Source organism: Desulfurococcaceae archaeon (assembly GCA_038845865.1).
Taxonomy (GTDB): Archaea; Thermoproteota; Thermoprotei_A; order Sulfolobales; family Desulfurococcaceae; genus UBA285.
In genome coordinates this window covers 284,711-305,744 of the sequence record JAWBQJ010000001.1, presented here as the reverse complement: position 1 = coordinate 305,744, position 21,034 = coordinate 284,711, and the positions used below count along the sequence as shown (strand labels likewise).

Annotated in this window: 20 protein-coding genes; 2 read left to right on the top strand and 18 right to left on the bottom strand. The window is 47.6% G+C overall.

The annotated features are described in order from the left end of the window. Positions 1-9: 9 nt before the first annotated feature. The 5 genes from QXU03_01535 to QXU03_01515 form a co-directional block, all read right to left on the bottom strand. Complete coding sequence (locus tag QXU03_01535; protein ID MEM2170430.1) at positions 10-369, bottom strand: hypothetical protein; 360 nt, start codon at positions 367-369, stop codon at positions 10-12. Next, positions 359-1,291, bottom strand: coding sequence for a hypothetical protein (locus QXU03_01530; protein ID MEM2170429.1), 933 nt, complete (start codon positions 1,289-1,291; stop codon positions 359-361). Before QXU03_01530 ends, QXU03_01535 begins: the two co-directional genes overlap by 11 nt. Continuing rightward, the gene (gene rgy / locus QXU03_01525) at positions 1,276-5,349 is read right to left on the bottom strand and encodes a reverse gyrase (GenBank protein ID MEM2170428.1); all 4,074 of its coding nucleotides are present in this window, start codon (positions 5,347-5,349) and stop codon (positions 1,276-1,278) included. Before rgy ends, QXU03_01530 begins: the two co-directional genes overlap by 16 nt. An 84-nt stretch (positions 5,350-5,433) precedes the next feature. Then, positions 5,434-6,864 carry a sodium:solute symporter family protein gene (locus QXU03_01520; GenBank protein ID MEM2170427.1) on the bottom strand — a complete coding sequence of 477 codons (1,431 nt, stop codon included), beginning with the start codon at positions 6,862-6,864 and terminating at the stop codon, positions 5,434-5,436. Then, on the bottom strand, positions 6,861-7,073 hold the full coding sequence (locus QXU03_01515; protein MEM2170426.1) for a hypothetical protein: 213 nt from the start codon (positions 7,071-7,073) through the stop codon (positions 6,861-6,863). Before QXU03_01515 ends, QXU03_01520 begins: the two co-directional genes overlap by 4 nt. An 86-nt stretch (positions 7,074-7,159) precedes the next feature. Between QXU03_01515 and QXU03_01510 the strand changes: the two genes are divergently transcribed. Then, entirely contained in the window at positions 7,160-8,170 is a 1,011-nt protein-coding gene (locus QXU03_01510; protein MEM2170425.1) for a transcriptional regulator, read from the top strand. Between the two features lie 285 nt (positions 8,171-8,455). Here the strand turns inward: QXU03_01510 and QXU03_01505 are convergent, their stop codons facing one another. From QXU03_01505 to QXU03_01455, 11 genes are all read right to left on the bottom strand, one after another. Continuing rightward, on the bottom strand, positions 8,456-9,199 hold the full coding sequence (locus tag QXU03_01505) for a nucleotidyltransferase family protein (protein ID MEM2170424.1): 744 nt from the start codon (positions 9,197-9,199) through the stop codon (positions 8,456-8,458). Positions 9,200-9,280: 81 nt separating this feature from the next. After that, positions 9,281-10,249, bottom strand: coding sequence for an SDR family NAD(P)-dependent oxidoreductase (locus QXU03_01500; protein MEM2170423.1), 969 nt, complete (start codon positions 10,247-10,249; stop codon positions 9,281-9,283). 67 nt (positions 10,250-10,316) lie between these two features. Then, entirely contained in the window at positions 10,317-12,602 is a 2,286-nt protein-coding gene (locus QXU03_01495; GenBank protein MEM2170422.1) for a DEAD/DEAH box helicase, read from the bottom strand. A gap of 164 nt (positions 12,603-12,766) precedes the next feature. Beyond that, on the bottom strand, positions 12,767-13,693 hold the full coding sequence (locus QXU03_01490; GenBank protein ID MEM2170421.1) for a biotin--[acetyl-CoA-carboxylase] ligase: 927 nt from the start codon (positions 13,691-13,693) through the stop codon (positions 12,767-12,769). Beyond that, the gene (locus QXU03_01485) at positions 13,675-14,316 is read right to left on the bottom strand and encodes a YkgJ family cysteine cluster protein (GenBank protein MEM2170420.1); all 642 of its coding nucleotides are present in this window, start codon (positions 14,314-14,316) and stop codon (positions 13,675-13,677) included. Before QXU03_01485 ends, QXU03_01490 begins: the two co-directional genes overlap by 19 nt. Positions 14,317-14,367: 51 nt before the next feature. Then, entirely contained in the window at positions 14,368-14,910 is a 543-nt protein-coding gene (locus tag QXU03_01480; GenBank protein ID MEM2170419.1) for a nicotinamide-nucleotide adenylyltransferase, read from the bottom strand. An 83-nt stretch (positions 14,911-14,993) separates the two neighbouring features. Then, positions 14,994-15,359 carry a hypothetical protein gene (locus QXU03_01475; GenBank protein ID MEM2170418.1) on the bottom strand — a complete coding sequence of 122 codons (366 nt, stop codon included), beginning with the start codon at positions 15,357-15,359 and terminating at the stop codon, positions 14,994-14,996. A gap of 14 nt (positions 15,360-15,373) precedes the next feature. Continuing rightward, a complete protein-coding gene (locus QXU03_01470; GenBank protein MEM2170417.1) occupies positions 15,374-15,796 on the bottom strand; it encodes a hypothetical protein in 423 nt (140 codons plus the stop codon). An 18-nt stretch (positions 15,797-15,814) separates the two neighbouring features. Next, on the bottom strand, positions 15,815-16,060 hold the full coding sequence (locus QXU03_01465; GenBank protein MEM2170416.1) for a hypothetical protein: 246 nt from the start codon (positions 16,058-16,060) through the stop codon (positions 15,815-15,817). 16 nt (positions 16,061-16,076) lie between these two features. Continuing rightward, on the bottom strand, positions 16,077-17,612 hold the full coding sequence (locus QXU03_01460) for an HD domain-containing protein (protein MEM2170415.1): 1,536 nt from the start codon (positions 17,610-17,612) through the stop codon (positions 16,077-16,079). Positions 17,613-17,747: 135 nt separating this feature from the next. Next, complete coding sequence (locus QXU03_01455) at positions 17,748-17,936, bottom strand: helix-turn-helix domain-containing protein (protein ID MEM2170414.1); 189 nt, start codon at positions 17,934-17,936, stop codon at positions 17,748-17,750. A gap of 117 nt (positions 17,937-18,053) precedes the next feature. On the opposite strand from QXU03_01455, the gene QXU03_01450 reads away from it, so the two are divergent. Then, a complete protein-coding gene (locus QXU03_01450; GenBank protein ID MEM2170413.1) occupies positions 18,054-19,025 on the top strand; it encodes a DHHA1 domain-containing protein in 972 nt (323 codons plus the stop codon). Here the strand turns inward: QXU03_01450 and QXU03_01445 are convergent. After that, complete coding sequence (locus QXU03_01445) at positions 18,999-19,562, bottom strand: DUF429 domain-containing protein (protein MEM2170412.1); 564 nt, start codon at positions 19,560-19,562, stop codon at positions 18,999-19,001. The genes QXU03_01450 and QXU03_01445 overlap by 27 nt on opposite strands. Beyond that, entirely contained in the window at positions 19,556-20,935 is a 1,380-nt protein-coding gene (locus QXU03_01440) for an NAD(P)/FAD-dependent oxidoreductase (protein ID MEM2170411.1), read from the bottom strand. The genes QXU03_01445 and QXU03_01440 overlap by 7 nt, the downstream gene beginning before the upstream one ends. Positions 20,936-21,034: the final 99 nt, after the last annotated feature.

Sequence of the window (21,034 nt, the reverse complement as noted above, 5' to 3'; positions counted from 1 at the left end):
ACTGTGCTTCTACGATATCTCATCTGGAATAAATGCTGGTTTTTCCGCTAGCGTTACTATCGGAATCGATATTCCAGGCTTCGGGTTTTTCGATAGTTCGTACCTGTCTTCACCGGTATATATAACAATGTAGTTCGCATCTACTGCTACAGGGTCATTGGAGTCGAAAGAATAATAGTAGAATATCGGTAATCCATAATATTTGTAGTAGTCTCTGAATACTCCCAGCAACCCGATTATTACTTTATCCCTGTGCTTGAATTTTATCAGGTAAGTCATGACCTGGTGTGGTATGATGGTTGAGGCGGCGAGCCTTACGAGATCCCCAAAACTCCCCGTTTTAAGCAATATGACCTTTTCATCGGTCAAGTGGCATCACGCTTCCAGTCCTTACCGGCATCTTCGTCTCCGTGACATTTATATTTCTCAAGTACCTGGCTAATATTTTTAAAGCAAGTGCGAACCTGTCAGCACCACTGGTTTTTCTAGACTCTTTGAGTGTTTTAAGCGGAATAGTTATTATGGCCCCGCCCTCATTACCGCTGTATTCGAACAGTTCACCGTTAGGCACGGCTATGAGGGTCGACGTGCTTACAAACCTACTTGATACCCCTCCTACGACTGAACCAACGTGTACTATGGGAGCTAATACGAACACCTGGAGCGAGCGGAGCAGATCCACCAGCCCCATGCCTTCTAGTACACCGTTACACGTAGAGGTGATAATCACATCAACGCCTGTAAATGCCAGGAACCTCGCGAGCTCTGGCATTAAAAGATCCTCTTCTAGTAGCACAGTGTAACGTAAGTAGTTGTCGCTTATGATATCCAGCTTACTACCAGGTCTTATACCCAGCTCCAGCTCTTTCGCAGAAAGAGCTATTTTTCTCGAGAAGAACCTACAGGTACCTGTCTCTCCGTCGATGAATATGTTTGAGATAGAAGGCCCAATGCGGGACTTTTCTAAAACGTGCGGGGATACGAGTGAGAGGAGGTTTAGGCGGGATAGACGCCTGAGTATCCTGATGTAGGGGTTCTTCTTGTTGACGCTAATGGCATTTATGGCCGATACGTCGTTCAGAGTTCTAGGGATCACCCCGTAAGGCATAAATGGCGGTAGTACAAGGGTCTTAACGCCGATCTTGCCGGCATAGCGTATTACGTGCCTTATGCTGTCGATGTTCATTGAGAAAGCTGCCTTGATGATCGGCATGTGGACTACGCCCAGTCTCCAACCGGGCACCTCTTCGTAGAGCTTTATGACTTTGAACCCGCCTATGGTGATATCCACGGCAGAAGCCCTTCAACGCATTCCCTCGGTAACGGGTGAGCCCCTTCTTCGAGCTCTTTTACGAATTTTTTCAGCTCCTTCTTTACGTGTTCTTGTGCGTCTGCTTCTCTACCAATGATACGCTCAGTAACTTCCCTGTATATCTTAGCTAACACCTGCTGATAGCTGACCTCGCCTCTCTCGATCAGGTCCATGTCTCTTTCGAGCTCACTTGTTTTATTGACGCTGACGAGGTCTCCGTACAATTCTTTGAGGAACTCAAACACTTCTTTCCCCCGACGCTTAACGATAAACGCTTTCCGTACCCTGGAGACAGCGACGTATTTCCTGTCTATGAGCGTTTGAATTATTTTGGCATAAGTACTAGGCCTGCCAATGCCGCACGTCTTCATCCACCTTATTACATCGTGAAACCTCGGTAACGGGTATTTCTGCCTCTTGACGTCCTCGATAAAGCCGGTTATCTTGCCCCCTTCACCACCAAACCGGTCCAATTCTATTTGAATATTCTCGTAGATTTCCGAGTAGCCTTTATCCAAGATACCCACTATCACGTCTTTCTCAACGTCGATCTTGTTACCGTTTACTTGTAACTCCACTTTTAATTTTTGTTTAAGCACTTTCGCGGGCTTCATCTGGCTCGCAATGAACCTTCTAAAAATTAAATCGTAGAGCTTAAGGTGATCTCTTGTCACCCTGGTCACAGTGATAATGGCACCTTCCCTTAAAAGCTCGGCGAGGTGATCGGCATCGATAGGCCTAGTAGGTCTTATCGCCTCGTGTGCCCCGCTCGTGCTCCACGTCCTAGGCTTAAAGACCTCCAGTAACCTCGCAGGTCCGTACCTCTCTTCGAGGTACTGCCTCGCGACATCTATTCCTGCATCGCTTATTCGAGTACTATCCGTTCTGTGGTACGTTATGAAGCCCATTTCGAAAAGTTCTTGTGCGAGCTCCATGGTCTTGGTTGTGGAAAAGCCCAGTAACCTGGACGCTTCTTCGAGCAACGTATCAGTCGTGAAGGGCGGAGGAGGCATGACCTCGTTTTCACGTTCCTCGAGGACATCTACCGTTACTAACGCTAGCAGTTGCCTCGTTACCTTGCCCTTCTTGCCGAACCCGATCAGCCTGCCGTCGCGATCTAGCAAACCGAGCTTCTTCACGTCTTCGTGGCTTAACGTTACTCGAAGTCTACGGTCTCCCTCGAGGCACGCTCTGACTACGTAGCTGAAGAACGCTGGATCCTTGTGTTTTCTGTACTCTTCTATCACGTACTCTAAAACAGGGGTCTGAACTCTACCTGCACTTAGGTTTCTATTAGGTCTAAAGCAGTTTTGGAGGTCTTCCACGTGCTTGCCACATAAATACTTTATGCAATATACTTTCCACGCATATTTCTGGACTATCTCTGAGAGAGAAAACCCAAGCCATCTATCTTCCACCCTTCTCACGATCTGGGCTTCCACGAGCCGGTGGTCGAACTCTCTGGGGTTAAGTATCGCGTTGATGACGGCTCTCCGCGTTACTTCGTGAAACTCGACTCTCCATACCCTTTCCGAGTACGGCTCTAAGAGCACCTTGAGATCCCACGCGATCTTCTCGCCTTCAGCATCGGGATCCGTCCCAATGAACACTACGTCCACCTCGCTGGCTATTTTTCTAAGGGCATCTATTACATTGAGTTTCCTACCAGCTAGGCGCCCGCATCGAGGACACGTTAGTGTTTCCTCGGTGAATTGGTGCCCATCCACGCACTTCTTTATATCGGTGTATACGGGAATGAATTCGTCTTCGTTATTTGACACCAATACGCCATATAGTTGCCTGAAGCCACGCGCTTCCGGCAATACCTGGTCTACCACCAGGTCGTATACGTGTCCTCCACTCGCAACAATATCAAGTATATAATTGCCGATTGTCACTTCGTACGCCTTAATGCCTTCGCCGATCACCCTGATACTGGGCTTTCCAAAGAAGCTCGCTATGGTGCGAGCTTTATTAGGCGATTCAACCACCAGTAAAGCAGTTTTAACGAGTTCGAGCTGTTTTTCAGCTTGTACTTCACCACTCAGGACCTTCTTCACGAATTCGCGTTCTTCCTCGATCTCCTCGATAAGCCTTTCAAGATCAATCTCTTCCAACTTTGAAATTTTAAAGCCCTCAAAGATCCAGCGTAGCCTCTTAATCAATCCATTTAAGAGCCTTTCGTCGTCTACAATTATTACCGATAGCCCTTTCGTGATGCCACCTGGATAAAGTCTCGAGCATCTACCACTTGCTTGAATGTACGTTGCAACATCGGGTACTAAGATGAACACTTCTGAGTTTTCGCTAATTAACGCCACATCTCCTAGTCTACTAAGCTTGTTCAAGAAACCCGGTTTATTCAAATTGTTTTTAATAATCTCGTATGCCCGTAGCAGGTCTTTGAGTATTGGCATTTCCCCCCCTTCTTTTCCCTGCAAGGCTTGGAGGAGCTTTTCTCTTAAAACGGCTAAAGCACCCTGGCTCATTGTTCTTAATCTCCTCGCAATCCGGCCGATGAGAACATCTGCTTCCTCCCTTTCTCTGCCTTCAAGGGCCTCTCTCGCTATTACGAGCAACCTGAGAAGATCTGCCGGTGGCACGGCCTCAAGCTTCGTGCTGAACTTGTGCCTTGGGACACCAACGAATATGGTGTACTTCACTCTCTCGGGTAGGTCTATTCCGCGCACCATAACCCCATAATACGTTGCAACGCTGATCATCACGTCTATCTCGCCCGCCGCGAACCTTTCCACTAGTCCTACCTGCTTCTTCGAGTGAAAAGCCTCTGCGCGTAGACCGTGCTCCCTAAGCCTCGCTGCGAGGTACTCTGCGTACTCGATGCCCTTATCCACGGTGACGAATACGAGGACGCCTCCACGGAGCTTCCTTAAAATGTCTATTAATACCTCTTCGACTTTATCACGAGGCGGTATTACGTATGTATCTACTATGTTCCTAATGGCCTCCGGCCTAGCGCCTGCTTCGAAGTTTAGAAACACGCGGAATAGCTTGGAATAGGCACCGCGTGGTTTACCAGTAGCGCTGTTAACTATCAATACAGTATCACTTACCGCCCTTCTAGCCTCTTCTAATTCTCTTTCGAGGCCTTCTATGAGAGCTCTCGTCTTCTCGGCCTCCTGGGGGGGTAGAATGCCCATTCTAGCTTTAAGTTTTACTAGTTCAAGCCCCTTATTTACGGCATCATCACTTAAACCGAGCACGTTGAGCAACCTCTGTACTGCCTTACCGCTTCTCAGTACAGCATCTACATCGTCCATCACTACCAGGTCGTAGACCCCCTTAGGTATAACGTCTCCATGCCTATGCATGTAAGCACTTGTGGTTAGCAAGATGTCGTAGTCCTCGTTCCTCAATCTCTCGTCGTAGAATTCCCTCTCCCTCTTACTCAGCCTTCCATGGATACATATTACTCTGAGGCAGTCGCTATGCCAGTCGTCCTGTGTACAAACCTTAACTCCGATGTTCTCAGCAAACTTAAGTAGCTTACTCCATGCCTGTAGGAGTAAGGGTGTTGTAGGGAATGCTAAGTAGCATTTCCTGTTCTTCCCTTTAACTTTAAGGGCCCTATATAGTGTAGCCACGAGTGAAAAGACGGTTTTACCTGTTCCCGTTGGTGCAATTATGCAAAAGGATTCCCTTCGTAATAGCCTCTTAGCCCACATCCTTTGAGCGCTCCACATTTTAAAACCCCTGGTAGCGCTCTTAAAGAACTCTTCGAACTCATTTAGCTCTGCCTCCTCATCGACCAGCTTCTTGATGTTACCTTCAACTGTTAAGAGTTCCCGGTACTTCTTCAATAGCTCTAACCTATTGGCTTCACCGCTAACCTCGCTAATTACCCTATTAAACCGGTCTTCGGGCAAGCACCTCTCGCAGGGAGCCTTGTAGAGGAGCCTCAAATCACTAATGGGCCCTCCACAATTGGGGCACGCGTGCCTGTAAATTCCGTGCACTTTGAGCTCTATTCGAGGTGCGGCCACAACGGCTTCAGACGCTTTTCCGTTAATGAGCATCACCACTAATTACTCGTTCTCCCAGTCTTCATTAAAAAGGTTTTTAAACTTTCGTAAAAGCGAAATCTCTATGTGCTTATGCTACTAACGCTTAGTTAAAATGTCTATTAAGTGGCCTATTAGTAGTATGCCCGTTGAAATCAAGAGAGTCCAGAGGGGTAGAGGCAGTCCATAGAATGGCTGTGTAAGGGCCTTTCTAGGCCCGTGTAGAATGGAGTATACTGTGCTCATCAACACGCCCGTAGCCATTGATAGCGTGCATGACGTCCTTGTAGCTCCACCTATAAGCCTGCTCCTGTAAATGCCGAGCAATGTTACCGGTGCTAAGGGTAGTAAGATTACGGACGTTAACACGGACATCTCAACGATAAACCCGACGTTCTGGGCAGCTATGACGGTAGCGGCTAAGACTAGAAAGGCATCAATTAGCCTCGCCACTATGAGCTTCTCCGTGGATAAAAGGTCTCTTGTAATGCTACTGGATACAGCTAGTACAATGCTATTAGCGGTTGATATCGCGGCCGCGATTATCGAGACCGCTACTAAGGACCCTAGCAGAGGGTACATGTAGCCGAGCAATAGTGGCGTCACCTCATCCCACTTCAAGTTCGCGGGCATTCTACCTGTCAGCGCTATTCCGGCCGCAACGAGTCCCACGGTAACAACAACGATGGTGTATAGGAAACCGTATAGCGAGAACAGCATTACCATTCTCTTGTACGACTTTTCATCTCTAGGCATGTAGAGCCTCACGACCACCTGGGGGTTTGTAATGGCGAAGAAAATCCACGGAATAGTGTACGCGAGGAATACGTGAACCTTCCAGAAGTCTGTTACCCCCAGGTACCCGTTCTCGCCGAGTAGCTTGAACACCGTGCCGTGATCTAGCCCGAGAAAAGGCACGAGATACAGGACTGCCCATATGAGGTATACGATCCCGCTGGTAAGGGATAGTATTCCTTGGTATAGGTCTGTCAGGGCAACACTCCACACGCCGGCTATAACGATCCACGCATAGGTGATTGTAGCCGAGATCGTGAGAGCGACGTCTTCACTAAAACCACCATACCTGAACACCGTTCTCAATCCCTGCACTTGGGCGGCTAGGTAGGGGATCATGGCGAAAAGGTACACTGCTGCGGCTGTTAGTGATGTCAGTCTAGAGCCGTAAAGGTCGCCGAGCATTTGAGCCGGCGTGATCCAGTTCCGTTGCTTACTGATTCTCCAGATCTCGTAGCCAGCCGTAGATAGGAGGAACACTGTGGCAGCAAGGTATAGCAACTCGAAGCCTAAAGCACACACGCCCGTCGCGTAGGTTAAACCCACTAAACCGACCATCATAAAGGCGCTGTAAGTCGTCGCGGCATAGGTTCCGGCTGCTATAAGTCCTTTAAGCATGCCTCCGGCAACGTAGTAGTCTCGAAGAGTTCTAATGCCGTATCTTCTCGAAAGAAGGGCTATGATCGTCCCCATGGAAACGTATGTCACGAGCACTATAATGAATTCTAGCCTCATCTTACATCACCTGATCTACTAGTATGCAGTTTAATTATCGCTAAGAGTATTGAAATTGATGTTGCAACGGCCCAGAACAGGTAAAGTGACAGGTCTTTTGCGTGTCTAAGCAACGTGTAGGGGATAACATAGCACGCTAGTATCAACGCGATCTGCACGAGCACGTACACCCACCTCACCATGATCACCGAACACGTGTTCGATTTCACCGGTAACTATATAACTGGGGGTTAAAAACATTTAAGGAGCTAAAACTATAGGGAAGACCGTGTACTACTTGTTGCACGGGTAAAACATGAAATCACGCGTGCGAGAACGAGTTATTGAACTGCTCTCGGAGTTTGAAGGTAAATACATTCCCCAATCTTACATTCACAGGTCACTCAAAGTATCTAAAAGCAGGGTTTCAGAGGTTCTAAGAGAGCTTGAGAAGGAAGGCTTAATACAGAGAGTCTCTGTGGGGCGGGTCAATATAGTTCACATCATGCCAGGAGCATTCCGAGGTGCAATTGAGAGGGCAAAGGCGAGGGAGCTCAAGCTGGGGATAGTGTACTCGAGTGAGTACCTCTTTTTAGGGTTCTTCGTTAAGGGCTTGCTAAGAAACAACATTAGTGTTGATGTTAAAGTGTTCAAGGATAGTTTTGAAGCAACGCGGCAACTCGCAGAGGGGCTAGTGGACATGGCCTTTTCGCCGTTCGTAGGTCAGCTATATCTCTACCCAGCTTACAGAACCTACAAGGTGGTCGGTGGCGGCGTTAAGGGAGGTTTTAGAGTACTTCACAAGCCGGGTAGTGAAACCATATATTCGAGTATGATCAGCACGATGGACTACGCACGCTATTTAGCTTTAAAAATGGGCATCATAGAGGCCTCAAATACGCACTACTACAAAAACCCCTCGCAACTAATGCATGCTGCGAAGAGAGGAGGATACGTTGTTACCTGGCACCCTGTATACCTAGAGCTCTCAAAACTGGGTTATAGTACCATCTTAACTCATAAAGACCTCGGTATCGAGTTTTGCTGTACACTTGCTACTTTAAATACCGTTACCGAAGACTTGCTAGATACTATTAGAAGATCACTAGTAGTCGCGCTTGAAGAGTATAAAAGGAAGCCTGATGAGATGCTCGAGTACTATTCCTCCATAACGGGTATAGCTACGTCTACCCTGAAGACGGCGATCTCAGAATACCATGTCGTAAACGGTGTACATAAAAAGCACGTTGAAAACGTAGTTGCATCGTTTGCACCGGTTCTTCCAGATAGGAATATTTACAGAGAACTGCTATACGACAAATATTAGACCTAGTTTCCCAGTAGCGGTTAGAAGGTCTTATCAGGCCTGGCCGTATACTAGGGCTTGAGATAACGGACTACGATGTCGAGGAACGGGTTGTTGAAACGCCACTTGATGTTAAAGTAAAGGAGGCCGAAATAGAGGCCACCTCGAAACTCCATAGTAAACAGTTTTTCCTAAGGTTTGGGGAAGCTAAAAGTACTAATTACCTCGGTCATTACGATACCCTTAGCGATAAGTGAACTCGAAAGTGTAGCTGATGAGCTGGGAATAGCGTTAAAGACTTATTGACTATATTGATTCCTCGAGTACAGACAGGTTTTTAATATCGAGTTTCTTGTACCTCTCCAAGCTCCCTACATCGTACCAGGTCCCGGTGTAGATATAGGCGTATACGCTGTACCCCTTGTTTATTAACCAAGGCACGAAGTCGCCCATGAAGTCGAAGTTCCTGCCGAGTTCTTCTTCGACTTCCGACTTGAATACATGTTCTTCTACTACGGCTATTCCAATCGTTACGGAAATGTCTAGCTCCGGTTTTTCCGACATGGTTTTAACTCTATAGCTGTTGTCCAGTTCCACCACGCCAACGGGTACGCGGTACCTCTTAGCAATGACGAGGGTGAGGTCCGCTCTCTTATCTGCATGGTAGTCCAGCAGCTCTTTAACGTTTAATGGCGCTAATATATCGCCATACCATATGAGCCCACGCGAGCTCGCAAGCCCTGTTCTATAGGCTTTTAAAATAGCCCCGCCAGTGTTCTTGTAGCCCTCTTGCTCATCTAGCGAATACGCTACTCTTACACCAAACCTTGATCCGTCTTCGAAGTAGTTGTATATGTATTTCCACTTGTAGTCTACGAGAAAGACGAAGTCCTTTAACCCATGACGTTTAAGCCAACGTACGATGAGCTCTAGAACGGGTTTCTCCGTCTTACCGATGGGGAACATGGGTTTAGGAATGATCTCGGTATAGGGGTGAAACCGCGAACCGACGCCACCGGCCAAGATCAACGCTTTGACGCCGGGAACCAACTTTACAATGCACCCTGTTATTAGAGAATCAGGAGTGGTAGCGTTAAAATACTTTAACGCTAACACTAGGTTAAGTGCCTCTTAAAAGCGCAGTTGAAGCTCCTCTAAGAGGCTTTCAACAGTGCTGTAAACAGCTTCCTTGGAGCTCATAGTAGGCTTCCAACCGAGTGTGAGAAGTCTAGATACATCTAGTGCTATTCTCTTGACATCGCCGGGCCAGCCGATTCCGTGGAGTACTGGCTTGTACACGACTTTTATGTCCTTTAAGCCGAGCCTCGCCAGTAGTATCTCTACAATGTCTTTCACTGAAATCCAGTCAACGTTACCTACATTGTAAACGCTAAAGCCCCTGCCGGATTTAAGCCAGGTGAGTATAGTCGCCTCAACGGCATCCTTCACGTGGAGGTAACTCCTCACCTGCGTTCCATCGCCAAGTACTTCGAGTACCTCTCTGTCCCTGAACAGCTTTACGAGCAGGTCGTAGATCACCCCGTGCCTCAGCCTCGGACCAACGATGTTCGCGTATCTGAGAGCTATTACATTTAAACCATACAGCTTGCTGTAAGCGTGTAACAGGTTTTCACAGGCAGCCTTACTGGCCCCGTAAACGGAAACAGGCTTCACTGGCGCATCTTCATTGACAGGTATCTCTGGGGGTTCACCGTACACGCTACTCGACGACGCGAACACTATTGTCTTGACGTTTTCAAGCCTTACGGCCTCGAGTAGGTTGAACGTCGCGACGATGTTTTCGTTAAAATGAACCTCGGGATTTATCGTACTGACCTTGACCTCGGGGTTTGCAGCGAAATGAAATACAACGTCGGTACCTCTCACCACCTTCTTTATCATCTCTGGGCGTTTTAAGTCGCCTTCTACGAACTCTATTAACCCTTCTTCGATGTGTTTCTTAATGTTATCCAGCCGTCCCGAAGTGAGGTTGTCAATGACCTTTACTTTCAAGCCCAGTCCAACGAGCTTGTCAACCAGGTGGCTACCTATGAAACCTGCGCCACCGGTAACGAGTACTGTCATTCCCTCAGTATCCATGGACAGCCCTAAAACAAGCTCTAGGAAAAAGCAAATTAATTTACTTTACGGGTAGCGCCTTGGTCAGCTATGCTAGAGGCCTACCAGCTCTTTCTATGAGAGGCCCTGCCTCCGCTACGGCCCTTCCAGAAAGCACCTCGTGGAGTACATGTATGGCCTTCTTCTTCGATAGCACCTTATTGTTGTTCCCACAGTATGGGCTATATATGCACCTTGGACATCCATCTTCGCATGGGCATCTGCTCATCAGCTCGTAAACCACTTCTACCGCTCTTTCGAACTTTGCGTAGAGTAGTTTCGCGGCCCCGGAACCGCCTATAGCTGTATCGTATATGACAATGTCCCCGCTCGAATAGCTTATACCGCCGAGATCGGTCAGCCCGGTTCCGCATGCTATCCTCGACGCTGATATTAAGGCGTGTTCTATTGCGTGGAACGCCTCTGCTAGGCCACGCTCATCGAGGTCTTCGGGGGGCGGGATCTTGATTAACGTCGCCCGTGTGACGTACCTATACGTCACGGGCTCGCTGAGAGTTTCCGAGACGTATGTTTCACCGCTGTAAACATTCTTAACAACGTAACCACTAACGATTACTTCTTGCAGTACCTTAGCATACGAGAGCACACCAAGATTACTTGCCTTCTCGTCAATTATATCGTAGTCCATCACGTTGACAGTGTAGAGGGGCCTAGTGTAGACTTCCATCCCGCTAGTAGCCTCTCTTACATACGCCCTTTTGTTCGTAATATCGAGCTTTACCACCTCGTAAGGCCTTTTCATGTAAAAGTATATTGCGCCGGGATGGAGCTCTAAAACCCCTATCGGTAATTCCCGAGTGGCAATAACCCGGTCTCCATTCAAGTCAACTACCTCGATGACTTCTCCATGCGCTCTTATACCCCCTTTCTCGGCCACGTAAGCGCGCCCCGTTCTATATACCGGAATAATGTATGGCCCAACTCTCTTAACTAAGCGATCCTGCACGAGGTTTTCCAGCACCTTTCTCCACTCTAGTGGAATCCTTGATACGTGCACTTTCCCGGCTTGTAAAGTATATGAAACGACGTGTAGCTTTATTACTTCTTCGTTAAGGGGCTCTATAACGCTAGGGGTTAACTCCTGGTCGAAGAATGTCGAGGGCTTTGTGACGTAGTAGAAATCTATGGGGTCCTCCCCGAGAACAGTTATTACGTAGCCTTTTCTCCTCCTACCAGCACGTCCAGCTCTTTGTAGGTATTTAGCGTATGAAGGAGGCGGAGCCGCCATTAGAACGGCGTCTAGGGCTCCAATGTCTATTCCTAGTTCCAGGGTCGGCGTTGCTACTACGCCCTGTAGTACCCCTTCTCTCAATTTACTCTCAATGTCCTTTCTCACGTCAGGGGGTAGGCCGGCACGATGAACAGCTACATTCACGTCATACCTCGACTCAATTATGCTGGCCAGGACCTCCGCCAGCTGTTGACTATCAACAAAAACTAGGAATCTCAATTCGTTGTTGGCAAGGAACTTCACTACCGAGGACACCACGTTCCATCTACTCGTGTGACCAGTTGAAATCAGAATATGCACTGCAGTGCCCTTTCTCGCCGGGCTACCCTTGACTTCCTCAAATTTCTCTTCAAAAATGCTCTCTGCCAGTTCACGTGGATTACCAATTGTTGCCGAGGAAGCCAAGAACTGTGCACTCTTGTTTCTTGTGAGCTTTATTCTGTGAACTAGGTGGTGCAGGTGCGACCCCAAAACACCTTCGTAAACATGAAGCTCGTCGAACACAAAAACATCAGCTGTTCTAATGAATCTTCCTATGTGGGGGCTATAAATTAACCCCACGTGAAGCATATCAGGGTTTGAAACGAGTATTGGAGGCGGACTACTAGCTACTCTGCGCCTAGCGCTAACCGGAGTATCCCCGTCATATATGTTCACGCCGAGCTTACCGTAAATGCTGTACTCCATAAATCTCTTTACCTGATCTCTCGCAAGCGCCTTGGTCGGGTATAGCAAGAGTACACGTGGATTTTGGGCCCTTTCCTCGAGAATCCTTTTAGCGAGGGGTATGAAGAACGCCTCTGTCTTTCCCGTACCAGTACCGGCTACTATTACAACGTTATCTCCATCCAAGATGTGCCTATAAGCATCATACTGGAATCTGTAGAGCCGCTGAATACCTCGTTTTTCTAGAACCTTTATTAGTTGCTCTTGTAGTCCTATTTCATAAATACTTGGACCGGGTTCAGGCTCCTCGGTTTCCTCTACCTTCTCGTAGATTACGCTCGCCCCCGATCTAGGATACTTCCCCTCAAGGTATCTATTCAGGTCGAGTGTAAGCTGGTCTTTGTATCCTTCAGCCAATCCGCACTACCCTACTATTAGTGATTAACTCCTCAAAGAGCTCTTTAATGCATGAACAAGCCCAGCCTACACTAGTAGCCTCTCCAAGACTTCGCAGTACAGGAGGCCCTTCCAAGAGAACCATATATGTCTGAGTCCTTGGGGCCCTATACGCGTAGGTTACACTATTCTATATGCCTCAATTCGAGTACCTCTCCACTACTGAACCTGTACGAACCGCTACCAGTTTCAACAAGTAGGTCACCGTTCTCGGTAACACTTTTAGCTATGCCGATGTACGTTCCACTACGCGTCACTACTTTAACCCTTAAACCAAGGGTTTCTAAGAGCTCGAGGTACTCCATCTGCACTTTCTGAGTATACTCCCCCAGTCCTTCGACCTTGTTTAAAGTGCCTGCTATGTACGCTATGATGCTGTTTCGGGGCACGAGTTTGTTTAAGATATACTTTAAGCTCGTTGCCGTTTCAAGGGGTGGCTCGTTGTTTACATTAATGCCTATGCCCAGGTATGCGATTACCTTACTCAGCAGTACTTCTCCCTCTATTAGAAACCCCGAAAGCTTTCTATTTCGAACTATGATGTCATTAGGCCACTTAATTCTGGCTTTAACTCCTAATTTCTCCTGGAGAAAACGGCAGATCACGATTGGCACGATCATGGGCAGTATTTGCGCTGTGCGCGGTGATACTTCCAGTTTTAACGTCATCCAGAGGCCCCCTAAATTACTTATCCACGTCCTCCCATGCCTCCCGTACCCCCCATACTGCCACTCCGATACAATTATGCTCCACACCGGGCTATACTTCGCCCTAATCATTGTAGAGCCCGTTATGAGCTTGTAAGAGTAGTTCCAGCCCCAGGGCTTTATTCTAGACGGGTTATCTCCCGCGAACCACAGCACGCGGCTTTTATCTTGGACGATCATGTAGTTGTTCTTGAGCTCGTTCACCAACTCAACCAGTTCCCACTCATAGAGGCCCAGTTCGCCTGCCAGCTCCGATAGATCAACGCTTTCCCTACTACTCATTATTCTCAATATTTCTAACTTTATGAAGAGGCTTTTTTCTAGGTTTAATAGGCTTTGAACCACTTTCTCATCCTCACTGCAACTTTATCCATTCCTAGAACACTGGGTAAGTCCGGGTAAAATCTTCTCAGGAACTCGTACAGGTTAATCGCTAGGGCTCCGGGTTTACTAGTCTTTATGTCTACTAATCCGTCCCTCCAGAGCTTGGAGAGTGCTAGTAGCAGTATCGCTCTCGCGTTCTCGGCCTCTATAGCTGCCGCGCGCTCCCCTTTCAAGTAGTGCGTTAGTATATTAGGTGAGTATGCATGTTTTTCAAGTACTTCGCGATCCTTTTTAACTACATGGCACGCCAAGCTCAAACCGTAGTCGGCTGACGCCATTATGTATCTATTGACGTCGTCGATACTGTACTTGACGTGCCTAGGAATGTAAGGGAAACTTCTACATATATATGGTTTGTAAATGTAGTGTATGCTACACTTGTTCTCCCTAAGGAACGGGCATTTGTCGCTAATTAGTTGCATTACGTAGCTGAATGCGAGGTTAACGTCATTAACGGCTTCGTAAACCACATATCCGTGTACGAAGCGTACTTCTACTCCTAGGTTTTCTGCAAGCTCTTCTAAAACTATCACCTCGTGCGGTAGTACAGAAATAGGTGACATTCTGCAACAGGAACCGCACATATCACAAACAAAGACTGGTAAATTATCGGTAAACTGCATTAAAACACCAGGTTATGTTGTTGCATAGTAGCCTGGTAGCCTCTCGCGGTACAGCATCTTAACCCTTTCGACTCCATTTATCTCGTCAATGTAGCTCGCTACCGGTGGTGGCACCATCTCTCTCCACTTATTATCCCCACGAGCCATCAGCCGCCTTATTACAGACCCCCTATAGAGTTCCCTGTTGTGGGGAGGGGGCTCTAAGACCTTATAGCCTTCCTCCGTAAATATTGTCCTAACAATGGGGTTTAGGGTCACCACAGCGCTGAACTCCGGGCTGTAGAGCTTTATGTAATGTATAGCTACTTTACTGACTTCTAGCGTGGGTAACGTAACGGTTACTATCCTTGAAAGGTCGTGAGATCTCCATTTAAGGGCCCTTCTAATCATTTCTATGCGCTCGCCGGCTGTAAACGGGTTTTCAGGCGTATGGCTTTGACTAGCCATGCCAACGATAATGACTACTTCGTTGAACATTGACAAACAGTGTTCGATTGCGTAAAGGTGTCCATAATGGAATGGCTGGAACCTGGCAATAACTAAACACCTCTCCATACCCGGCACTTTCCGACACCCCTAGCCGTAACTATCTTCTCGAGGATTCTGGATGAGATAGGTTATAGTCACACGCGAGCACTCTATGTTACACCCCCCGATATCTTTGCAACGTATTTCTCGAGAACGGATATGACCTCTTTAACCCGCTCTTTCTCCATACTGAGAATACACTGTTCGAGTAGCTCTCTCTTATATCGTTTGTACTCATTGTGAGGTAGCTCGCCGCGCGAAAGCATCGATTCTATTCTCGATAAGCACTCTTTGTCGATATTTTTCCTTGACACCACTACGGCATATATGTAAGGATACCTTTCGTCGACGAGTCTAACTTCAACGTGCTTGCTGATCTCGGCCTTCACGACCAGGTCTTTAACTCTTTCCAGTTCCTTGGCCTCGAACACGAAGCACCCGAACCTCTTAAACGCCTTAATCATGTTCTCGGCCAAGAGCGTGTATTCGCTTATTTCTCATCACCCAATTTAGTACCTGTAACAGGTATTTTTGCCACCTCTAGAAAAAGCCTAACAACCCACGCATATATGGAGTTACCTTTACTCTTCACGATAAAGCCATTTAAGTACTTTGCACGGTATAGTAGCTCCCCGCGGTAGTTGTACACCGATATGTAGCCTTTAACTCTATTCATGGGGTTCTTGACGAGGACGACGTGCACTACTAGATCTCCATGTTCCGTCTTTAAATTAACAACCTTCGCATCGCCTTTCGCGTATAACGGCTCAGCCTTCTGCTCGGAGATAACACACTTCGTGTAAGGTACTAGCCCCACATTCTTCTTGTAGACGAACACCGTACTATATAGCAAGTGCTTCCCACTCCTACTAACCGAGCGCTCTACTCTAAAGCCCCCGACTTCGTGGAGCAATGGAATGCACCCACATGCCTATCCGTGTATGTAAAGGACCCCTTCTTTCCTGACCTCTATTCTAGGCTTTTCTGCATCTACTATGAGGGCTACGTATTCGTGGAAGAGCTGCTTACTTAGTCTCGTTTCGGGGCTTCTTATAACTACCTGCTTCACGCTCGAAAAAACCCTTTCATCAACGAGCTTGCCGTCGGCATCGTAGGTATAGACCTTTACCTCGTACTCTTCGAATTTGGGCTTAACGTATACTATTACCTTGGGCAAGAAGCAACCTCCCTATCTATAAAGTTAACCTATACTTCGAGTAGTCTCTATTTACGTAGCTCATATATATGTTTTCAAAGACCCTCTTGGTAGCGTTTATGTCTATGCCTAGGGAGCTGCTCACGGCCTCCATTAGCAGCGATGTCACCAAGGGCTCCAGCTCCGCGCTATATCTACTCCTCAGCGTATACACTCTAAATACCACTTCCAAAGGTAATTCTTCTAATAGAACACCTATGTCTTCCGATACAACGACGTTCTTACCTATCTTCTTGCCGACGTAGAGCGTTAACATCTTCCTGGGTACTTCGCCCCCGGGGTAAATGAGGGTTTTTGGTAAGGGCGTTATATCTAGTACATCAACCCATATTTCACTTCCCTCTATGCTCCTGGACCTTAAACGATCTTCCAGGTGCTCTTCTATAACTTTCACTACCTTGTCCCTGTACTCGGAGTCTAGGATCAGCATGAGCGCTTTTTCCAGGCTCTCAGGCCCTTTGCTCGCCGATACTGAGACCTCCCTACCCACGCGCTTCCACTCGGGCTTCCTCTCTATGAGCATCTTACGGCACAGGTATCCTACTCTCGTATCATCGCGTAGAGCTTTCTGCATCATTATCGTGTAAAGGAGAGCATCCGTTAGCTCTAAGTAGTCCTCCGGGTTGTTACCTATTATCGAGAGCACCCTTTTAGTGAAGTTCATTTCATCTTCTAATATGTTGAGGAGCTCGTAAAGTATTTTGTCGAAAGACCTGCACACGCTGTGGTAATACACGTGTTCGTACATGTTAGCCTTGGCGTACATGTACCGCTTGAACTCGCCGAGAGCCGTTCTGTCGAGCACAAGCGCTACCGTGCTTCCATTCATTAGCGGGTAGGTGTTTTTGTATAAACGCTCATACAGTATTGATCCGTATTCCACGGTCCCAGCATAATAGCTGTCTCTTCTCAAGAAGTCCAAGACGTCGGCAGGGTAGTAACCTTCCTTCACGATCCACTTGAAGGGTCTGAGAACGCCCTTTGGCTCGTCGACTCCGAGCAGAGAGAAGAGCGCGTTTTTCAGCCCAGGTAGTAGTTTCTCCGCCTTGTCGAGTTCCTCCTCGAGAAGCTGCCTAACCAGATATAACCCTATCCTCTCGTGGTTTGAAACCTCTCTCGGCAGGTTCTTTTTCCATAGAATCTCGTGCTCAAAAGCGTGGCTAAAGGCAGCGTGACCTACGTCGTGCAATAAACCGGCAAGCCTGGATGCCTCTACTAGTGTTAAGGGCGAGTATCCTTCTAGAGCTTCCTGCCCGTATAGCGACATTATTTTCGAAACCATATCTTCCGCCATTAACCCAGCTATATGCATCGTGCCAATACTATGTTGAAACCTGGTGTGAACAGCACCCGGATACACAAAGTGCGCTGTCTGTAATTGCATGATGTACCTCAACCGCTGTAGTAGCATGCTATTTATTATTGACTCTTCGATCTCCGTGTTAAAGTATACGTACCCGTAAAGCGGATCGCTGATCATTTTCCAAGTAAGTGTCACACCGTAACTCTCCACGATTATCACCGTGCCCTTCTAAACGGTTATATTCCGAGAATCCCTCGAAATATGGGACTGTGTTAGGGGGTAATTACGGTGAGGACATTTAAATAACGAAAAAGGAGTCTAGATCTATTAATTTAAACATAGAACTCATTTCTTCGCGAGCCAGCCCTCCTTTACTCTCTCAACTAAGCCCTCTTTTCTAAGATCGTGAAGTCTCGCTCTTACCGTGTTGTAGTTTAGGCCGGTTAGCTTGGCTATCTCTTTAGGCATTAACGGCTTACTTTGCTGCTTTAAGAACTCCAATAGCTTTTCTTTAACGGTTTTAACCTCGCTCACGGAGATCCCCTGTGTTAGATCAGGGACAAGGGGTTTATAAAGCAGTATTTCACGCCATCGTCGACATTTTTAGGCTTAGATGCTAATAGCTCATTGAAAGACATTTAAGTGGTCGGGATGGTACAAGCAATTGTAGCGCACACGGATGTAGATGGCATCGGCGCAGCCGCTCTTTACCTGTACTTGACGGGTATCTCTGAGTACAGGGTATTTTTCACCGAGCCGTTCCTACTGCACAGGGCACTAGACAAAGTAGCATCCGCTTACTACGAGAAAGTAGTAATTCTCGACCTCGGGATAAATCCTTCAGTATACAGGGACGTCTTAGAGTATCTTTCCCTTCTTAGAAAACATAACATAGATGTTTCCTGGTACGACCACCACTTGTGGGCAAATACATGGATCCACGACCTAGAAAGCATTGGCGTTAAGCTGTACATTGATGAATCGACCTGCACAGTAGGTGTCGTCGCCAATTACACTAAACCGATGCGCAGTAGTGTAGATGAGGACTATGTCAGGGAACTGGTGGATGGCATTTGCGCAGGCGACTTGTGGAGGTTTGACCATTGGCTAGGGCCTTACTACATAAGGCTTGTAAGGCGGCGGGATAAGGATTCTTGGAGGCGGCGGGTATTGAACTTATTCGTGTCTGGTAGGTACTGGGCTCCCGAATTTGAAGAAAAGGTAGTGGAGCACGTTGAAAGAGAGCTTGAAGTGTTTTCGAGTACGCTAAACTTGGTTGAGAAAAGCATAAACGGATTGAAAATAGTGGTTGCTAGTAGCAGCGAAAAGGTCGAAAACAGCTTCCTTGCAGCCTACCTGTTAGGTAGGCGTTCGGCAGACATGGCTATACTGGCATCTGGTGACGGAAAGCTGAGCTTTAGAAGCAGGGGAGTTAATGTACGTGAAATCGCGCTGAGACTGGGCGGAGGTGGGCACGTATATGCTTCCGGCGCGAAGATTTCGATACCGTGGTGGGTTAAATTCTTCTCGAGAATTCACGAAAAGATCCTACTAAATTACATTAGCGAATTAGTGAGTAGAGTGCTAAGGCAGAACCTACTCGCGGCAGATCCTCGGCAATAAAACTATGAAGCCTTCGCTTGCGCTTATTAAAAAGCCCTTTCCAAGCTGGTAAAAAACGCACGCGACTGCCGCAATGACTGAGTCCCTTTCATCCTTGCCTAGTGTTCCAGGCACCGTTAAGCCCAGCGCCTTCATAAGGGAATCGAAAGAACGGCATTGACTAGATTTCACACAACTAGAAGGGTGCGTTTCAAGGACCTCTACTCTAAGAGCCCGGAGAAGAGTTGCGAGCTTCACTGCCCTCAACGTTAGTTTCTTCATAGCCTCCCAAGCCGGTGGCAAAACATTGAAACCCCTTTTCTTGAGCTCGAGATCTAGTTCTCTGTAAAAGCCACTTGTGGGCAGGGATAAGGGGGAATCCAGGGCGACGGCCTTTACCTGGTAATCTACTAGTAGCTTTATTATTTCTTCATCTCTCCTCACCCTACCTACGAATACAAGCTCCATGCGCCCGTCTTCGTTTACAGATATTACCGAGACACCGCTAGGTTTGCTCTCCTTAGCTGCAAGGTCTACTCCGGAGCAGAAAGTTACCATTTTACGAGGCTACCCCTATTATACCCAATTACGTTTACGTACTCCTCGAATAGCCCCTCTACCAGCGGTATCCATCGCCTCAAGTCTTTTGGATTTCTGGGATACAGTGTACTATAGAGTTCGCGTGCCTTACCCATATAGCTCTTTACAAGCCTCAATTGATTTAGCAGGCTGGGCCTTCCAAGCAGTTTTATGAGCACTGAGATGGAGTGCGCTACTCTCTCCACCAGGTCTCCCTTAACGCCTAAGTCATATACTGAGCTCCCATCAACTATCTTGTTCTCCATGATCCACTCGTAGTCATTATTACTTAACTTCTGCATATACATTCTAAGCACATCTAAACTAGCCTGTTTAGCCCCGTACGCGTACATGTAGTCTACATTCGCCTGCCACATCGTGTCTTCGCCGATTTCACCGACCTCGAGGGCTGAACTCGCGTACTTGGACACGATGTGCGCCGATAGCATAGAAGAACCTATACCACCGCCATGGACGGGATTAACGGCATATGCCGCATCCCCCACAACCGCGACGTTTCTCCAAATGAGCGTGGATAAAGGCCTCCTGGTAGGGACCACGCCTCCGCCGGCGTGAAGTGTCCGTCCTTTAAGTAAGGGCTTTACGTGCTTACTATATTGTATCTTGGGATTGTATTCTCCGCTATTGACAACTCCAAGCCCCACGTTAACTACCGTACCCGTGGGTGTCTTTGGGAAAAGCCACCAATACCCTCCAGGAGCGGCCTCCACGTCGAGGTATATTAACGCGTAATTCGCGGTATTCTCGTCTATGATACGCCCCTCCACCTCCACTATTTCGCGGTAAGCGATATTGTAATCGGATACGTAGGGCCTTTCCGAGATCGGCCATTCTCTCGGTAGCTTACTCCTAATGGCTGGCCTGTATCCCGAGGCATCTATGAATAGCTTCGCCTCGAGTTCTAATACCTCACTATCTACTTTCTTAACCTTGATACCCTTTACACGGTTTTCTTTTAAGACCACGTCGAAGGCAACGTGTCGGTCGAGAAGCTCCACTCCATTATCGAGTGCTTGCTTTAAAAGCCATTGCCCGAACTTTAACCTATTTAAACTAACTCCCTCCCCCGGTACAATGATGCTGTAGTTCTTACTTGGACTATAGAGCTTCACGCCCCGGTACTTATGATCTATCACGGCTTCAGGCACGGTTAAATCTAGCTCGTTTAAGTGGTGTACTCCCAGGGCATCTCCGCAAACTTTACTGCCTATAGCGTTGGTGGGCTTACTTTCAACTAGTGCAACGTTCCACCCCATCGATGCCAACCGGAGGGAAGCATATAACCCAGCGACACCCGCCCCTACGACCACTACATCGTAAGCCTTGTTCAAGCCCTGACACCACACTTTGTGAGTAAATTGCGCATCAGGGTAAAAAGTAGTACTGTCTACCCGTGGTTTGCTTAGAAGCTCACGTTTTACCGCTGGCTC